The organism is Burkholderia sp. HMSC10F09 (genome assembly GCF_001806955.1).
Classification (GTDB): Bacteria; Pseudomonadota; Gammaproteobacteria; order Burkholderiales; family Burkholderiaceae; genus Burkholderia; species Burkholderia multivorans.
In genome coordinates this window covers 1-3,736 of record NZ_KV786859.1, presented here as the reverse complement: position 1 = coordinate 3,736, position 3,736 = coordinate 1, and the positions used below count along the sequence as shown (strand labels likewise).

The following is a 3,736-nucleotide window of genomic DNA, read 5'->3' as shown; positions in this document are numbered from 1 at the left end:
CGCCGTCGGCCGCCGCGCTCGCGCGCTTCGGCGTCGCGGGCGTCGCCGAGCCGTGCGCGCAACTGGCCGCGCCGCATGGCCGGCTGCTTGCACCGAAAACCATCCGGGACGGCGTGACGGTCGCGCTCGCCGGCCCGCTCTGAACCTTTGCTATCGACAGGACGATTCCGATGAAGACCGATCCCGAATCCCATCAGCGGATGGCCGAGCGCCGCCGCGCCGGCCACGAAAAGAAGCAGGCCGCCGCCGTCAACGAGAAGGGCCTGCTGATCGTCCATACGGGCAACGGCAAGGGCAAGAGCACCGCCGCATTCGGCATGGCCGTGCGCGTGCTCGGCCACGGCATGCGGCTCGGTGTCGTGCAGTTCATCAAGGGCGCGCTGCATACGTCGGAGCGCGATTTCCTCGGCGCGGTCGCCGAGTGCGACTTCGTGACGATGGGCGACGGCTATACCTGGAACACGCAGAACCGCGACGCGGACATCGCGACCGCGCGCAAAGGCTGGAACGAGGCGCGCCGGATGATCGAAAGCGGCGACTACCGGATGGTGATTCTCGACGAGCTCAACACGGTGCTGAAGTACGACTACCTGCCGCTCGACGAAGTGCTCGCGACGCTGGCCGCGCGGCCCGCCGACCTGCACGTCGTCGTGACCGGCCGGCATGCGCCCGACGCGCTGATCGACGCGGCCGACCTCGTCACCGAAATGCGGCTCGTCAAGCATCCCTACAAGGAGCAAGGCGTGAAGGCGCAGCGCGGCGTGGAGTTCTGAGCGATGCCGGCCTGTCCCGCGCTGTTCGTCAGCGCACCGGCGTCCGGCCAGGGCAAGACGTCGGTGACGGCCGGTCTCGCGCGGCTGCATCGGCGGCTCGGCCGCCGCGTGCGCGTGTTCAAGACGGGGCCGGATTTTCTCGATCCGATGCTGCTCGAACGCGCGAGCGGCGCGCCCGTGCATGCGCTCGATCTCGGCATGGTCGGCGAGGCCGGCTGTCGCGCGCTGCTCGCCGACGCCGCGCGCGACGCGGACCTGATTCTGATCGAGGGCGTGATGGGCCTGTTCGACGGCACGCCGAGCAGTGCCGATCTCGCGGCCGCGTTCGGCGTGCCGATCGTCGCGGTGATCTCCGCGAAATCGGTCGCGCAGACGTTCGCGGCCATCGCGTTCGGACTCGCCCGCTTCCGCCCCGGCCTGCCGTTTCACGGCGTGTTCGCGAACCGCGTCGGCTCGGACCGGCATGCGGCGCTGCTGAGGCAGGCGCTGCCCGACGATCTGCGCTGGCTCGGGCATCTGCCGGCCGATGCGGCGCTGGCCTTGCCGGGACGGCATCTCGGGCTGCACCAGCCGGACGACATCGCCGATCTCGATGCGCGGCTCGATCGCGCGGCCGATGCGCTCGCGCACACGGCGCTCGCCGCGCTGCCGCCCGCGATCGCCTTCGCGACGCCGGCCGTGGCGGCGCCGCTGCCGCGCACGCTCGCCGGCAAGCGCGTCGCGGTCGCACGCGATGCCGCGTTCTCGTTCATCTACCCGGCCAATCTCGCGCTGCTCGACGCGCTCGGGGCGCACGTGCGGTACTTTTCGCCGCTCGCCGACGAGCCGGTGCCCGATGGATGCGACGCGCTGTTCCTGCCGGGCGGCTATCCGGAATTGCATGCGCGTACGCTCGCCGCGAATCGGACGAGCGCGGCGACGATCCGCGCCCATGCGGCGGCCGGACGGCCGATCGTCGCGGAATGCGGCGGAATGCTCTATCTATGCGAATCGCTGACCGATGTCGACGGCACGACGACGCCGATGCTCGGGCTGCTGCCCGGCCATGCGACGATGCAGCGCCGCTTCGCGGCGCTCGGCATGCAGCAGCTCGACACGCGGGCCGGCACGCTGCGCGGCCACACGTTCCACTATTCGCGGCTCGCAACGCCGCTGGCACCGGCCGCGATCGCGCAGCGCCCGGACGACGACGCGCGCAGCGGCGAAGCTGTCTATCGCGTCGGCGCGATCGTCGCGACCTACATGCACCTGTACTGGCCGTCGAATCCGCACGCGACGGCCGCGCTGTTGACCGGCGACGCATTCTGACGATGCGCGAGCCGGCGTGGCGACGCCGGTGCGCGGTCCCGCCGGCGCGTCAGACGAGAAACGCCTCGGTCAGCTTGACCCAGTACGACGCGCCGGTCGGCAGCGCCGCGTCGTTGAAGTCGTAGCCCGGGTTGTGCACCATGCAGCCGCCCTCGCCGTCTCCGTTGCCGATGATCAGATAGCAGCCCGGACGCCGTTCGAGCAGGAACGCGAAATCCTCGCTGCCGGTGAGCGGCACCATCGCGTCGATCAGGTTCGCTTCGCCGACCCACTCGCGCGCGACGTCTTGCGCGAACGCGGTCATCTCCGCATCGTTGACGAGCACCGGATAGCGGCGCTGATAGTCGATAGTCGCGGTTGCGCCGAACACCGCCGCCTGCGCGTGCACGACTTCCTTGATCCGCGTCTCGAGCAGATCGCGCACCTCCGGCTTCAGCGCGCGCACCGATAGCCGCATCTGCGCGCGATCGGGGATCACGTTCGGCGCTTCGCCCGCATGGATCGCGCCGACCGTGACGATCGCCATGTCGAGCGGCGGCACGTTGCGCGACACGATCGTCTGCAGCGCGATCACGATCTGCGCGCACACGACGACCGGATCGATCGCGCGATGCGGCACCGCGCCGTGGCCGCCGCGCCCCTGCACGTCGACGATCACCGTGTCCGACGACGCCATGAACGGCCCCGGCAGGAAGCCGAAGTGTCCGGTCGGAAAGCCCGGCATGTTGTGCATCGCGAAGATCGCATCGCACGGGAACAGTTCGAACAACCCGTCGTCGAGCATTTTCTTCGCGCCGCCGAGCCCTTCCTCGGCCGGCTGGAAGATCAGGTTCAGCGTGCCGGAGAAGCGGCGCTCGCGCGCGAGATGCTTCGCGGCCGCGAGCAGCATCGCGGTGTGGCCGTCGTGACCGCATGCGTGCATCTTGCCCGCGATCGTGCTCTGGTACGGCAGCCCCGTCGCCTCGAGGATCGGCAGCGCGTCCATGTCGGCGCGCAGCCCGAGACGCCGCGTGCCCTGGCCGACCGTCAGCTGCGCGACGACGCCCGTGCCGCCGAGCCCGCGATGCACGGTGTAGCCCCATGCGCGCAGTTGCTCGGCGACGAGATCGCTCGTCGCGAATTCCTCGAAGCCCAGCTCGGGGTGCGCGTGGATGCGATGCCGAATCTCGATCATTTCGTCGGCAAGGCCGGCGGGAATCACGCTGTGCGTCACGGTGTCGTCTCCTTGTAGGCGGGGAAAGATGCACGCAAGGATAGTCCGTTCGGCGGCAACCCGGCAGCCGGAAAGTCGTCGTGGCGGCAACCATCGGTTGCCGGCTCAAGGGGCGCGCGCGAGCGCCCGTCAGGACGAAGGCATGACCGAACAAAGCGCTTTCGTGTCAACGATATAGCGTTCGCTCGTTCATTTTTTGACGAATGTACATTTTTTGTGTACGCTCTTCGAAAAGTGAACAACCGCGTGCCGACATGCCGACCCCCGCGCCTCTTTCCGCCCCCGCGCAGCAGCTGCTGGCCGACGCCTGCGCCGCGTTCGCGCGCGCCACGCGGCGCTTTCGCGCGACGCCGGTGCGCGTGCCGGCCGCGTACCGCGCGCACGCGGATGCGATGATCCGCTTCGACGTCGGCGCGCAGCCGTTCGAGATGCCGGCTGCCGC

At 69.7% G+C, this 3,736-nt stretch carries 4 protein-coding genes and 1 pseudogene; 4 read left to right on the top strand and 1 reads right to left on the bottom strand.

Annotated elements, in window-relative coordinates:
- The 3 genes from HMPREF3115_RS23050 to HMPREF3115_RS23040 form a co-directional block, all read left to right on the top strand.
- The coding region (locus tag HMPREF3115_RS23050) for a cobalamin biosynthesis protein (protein ID WP_176748761.1) at nucleotides 1–143 on the top strand (143 nt) is incomplete at its 5' end.
- A gap of 27 nt (nucleotides 144–170) precedes the next feature.
- A complete protein-coding gene (gene cobO / locus HMPREF3115_RS23045) occupies nucleotides 171–773 on the top strand; it encodes a cob(I)yrinic acid a,c-diamide adenosyltransferase (RefSeq protein WP_006404826.1) in 603 nt (200 codons plus the stop codon).
- Between the two features lie 3 nt (nucleotides 774–776).
- The gene (locus tag HMPREF3115_RS23040) at nucleotides 777–2,081 is read left to right on the top strand and encodes a cobyrinic acid a,c-diamide synthase CobB (protein ID WP_070556212.1); all 1,305 of its coding nucleotides are present in this window, start codon (nucleotides 777–779) and stop codon (nucleotides 2,079–2,081) included.
- A gap of 49 nt (nucleotides 2,082–2,130) precedes the next feature.
- Here the strand turns inward: HMPREF3115_RS23040 and HMPREF3115_RS23035 are convergent, their stop codons facing one another.
- The gene (locus HMPREF3115_RS23035) at nucleotides 2,131–3,294 is read right to left on the bottom strand and encodes a M20 aminoacylase family protein (RefSeq protein WP_065494786.1); all 1,164 of its coding nucleotides are present in this window, start codon (nucleotides 3,292–3,294) and stop codon (nucleotides 2,131–2,133) included.
- A 254-nt stretch (nucleotides 3,295–3,548) separates the two neighbouring features.
- Here HMPREF3115_RS23035 and HMPREF3115_RS23030 point away from each other — a divergent pair.
- Nucleotides 3,549–3,736 (top strand): annotated as a pseudogene (locus HMPREF3115_RS23030) (hypothetical protein); the annotation flags it as partial.